This window comes from Clostridia bacterium (assembly GCA_035561135.1).
In the GTDB taxonomy this organism is placed as follows: domain Bacteria; phylum Acidobacteriota; class Terriglobia; order Terriglobales; family Acidobacteriaceae; genus DATMYA01.
Genome location: DATMYA010000082.1, coordinates 1 through 1493 on the forward strand (window position 1 = coordinate 1; position 1493 = coordinate 1493).

General features: G+C 57.5%; 2 protein-coding genes. Both read right to left on the reverse strand.

What is annotated here, in order from left to right; genetic code table 11:
• Positions 1–399 (reverse strand): Gfo/Idh/MocA family oxidoreductase (locus tag VN622_16565; protein ID HWR37477.1); only part of this gene is annotated, 399 nt, incomplete at its 3' end.
• 410 nt (positions 400–809) lie between these two features.
• The gene (locus tag VN622_16570; protein ID HWR37478.1) at positions 810–1220 is read right to left on the reverse strand and encodes a DUF6602 domain-containing protein; all 411 of its coding nucleotides are present in this window, start codon (positions 1218–1220) and stop codon (positions 810–812) included.
• Positions 1221–1493 lie beyond the last annotated feature (273 nt).

Consider the following 1493-nt stretch of genomic DNA (forward strand, 5'->3'; position numbering starts at 1 on the left):
CTGACAATACACGTGCTTGCCGCGAGCCATGGCCCACATGGACGCGGTGGCGTGCATGTGATCCGGGCAGGACACCAGCACCGCATCGATGTTGTTGGCCTCCTTGTCGAACATGCGCCTGAAGTCCTTGTACTTCGGCACCTTGGGATAGGCCTTGAACGTCTTCTCGGCGCGCTTTTCGTCCGGATCGGCGAAGGCCACGATGTTTTCGCTGGAGCACCCGGCGATATCGCTGTTGCCTTTGCCGCCGGCGCCGATCGCAGCGATGTTCAGTTTCTCATTGGGAGATTTGTAGCCCAGTCGCTTCAGCGAAGCGACGCTGCCGAAGCCCGCGGCAGGAACCGCCCCGGCCAGCAGCGAACCGTAGAAGAAATGCCGTCTGGAAAGCCTATCCGCCATAAGGAGGAATTTTATCAGACCTGAAAGTCCGAAGTGGGGGACCGAATCAGCTCGTCGGTCGGTTCAAGATTTCGAAGAAGAGCTGATTCCACAGCTGGACGAAATCGATCGAGCGGAGTCGGAGTTGTCCCAAGCACGCGTTAAGCGTCAGAAAAAACAACGGCAGAGTGTCTGGCCCGGCGGACATCGAAAGGAACTTGTTATAGTCCTGTCCCGGTGCCGGGACACAGTTCTTGCCGTCACGCTCAGCGTAGCGTGCAATCATAAATCCAGGCTGAGCAACAAACACAAAATCAGGCAAGAGCTGTTTGTCCTGTGGCGTCTGTACCATCCTCTCATTGAGCTCAGTTACGATTGCATTCGGCGATGCGCCGGTGTACCCGAATACAACGCCGAGGTAAGGATTGCGCTTATCGGGAGCGCAAGCAAGGCCAGCACAGGTCTAGTCGCACCATCGGCAGGAAGTCCATGCTATCCGCAATTCGGCGCTCAAGCCGCTTGATGCTGGCGATGTTGCCGCAGGCGAACCGGAGTTCGGCGAGAGAAAGGTTGGACTTAACTTCGATGGAACCGTAGACCGATTCGGCAGGAAACAGTTGGCATGGTCCATTGCGAAAGAGAATGGTTGAGAAAATCGCGTCATACAAGATGATGTCGACCTGAGCGCTCTGTTCGCCGTTGCAGGAGAATACCTCACCGGAGGACAGGCCATAGCACTCCGGAAGAAAGGGACGGAGGAACTGCTTGATGATCGACTCGCGAAAGCTGCCACGATCTCCCATCTGAGCAAATAGCTTTGAATCGGCGAGATCAGCAGTCATTCTGCTACTCTGGTTGCGCAGTGCTCGCAGGAGATGCATGGCTGATTATCACATGTGCCGCGCGCGCCTAACCCCGCCATGTACTCGTTGAACACTGCAAGCGGCCGTACTGCCCTGTGGCTACCCTCTGCGCCGAAGCCGGTCGAGGTCGCGCCGGTCGCGTTTCGATGGCCTGCCTTCGCCGAAGACATCGAAATGCGGCATCGCCTTGCGCTCCTCGGCCAGTTTCTGGCGCGCCTCCTTGCTGGCCTCCGTCTCACGGTAGAGCGTCTG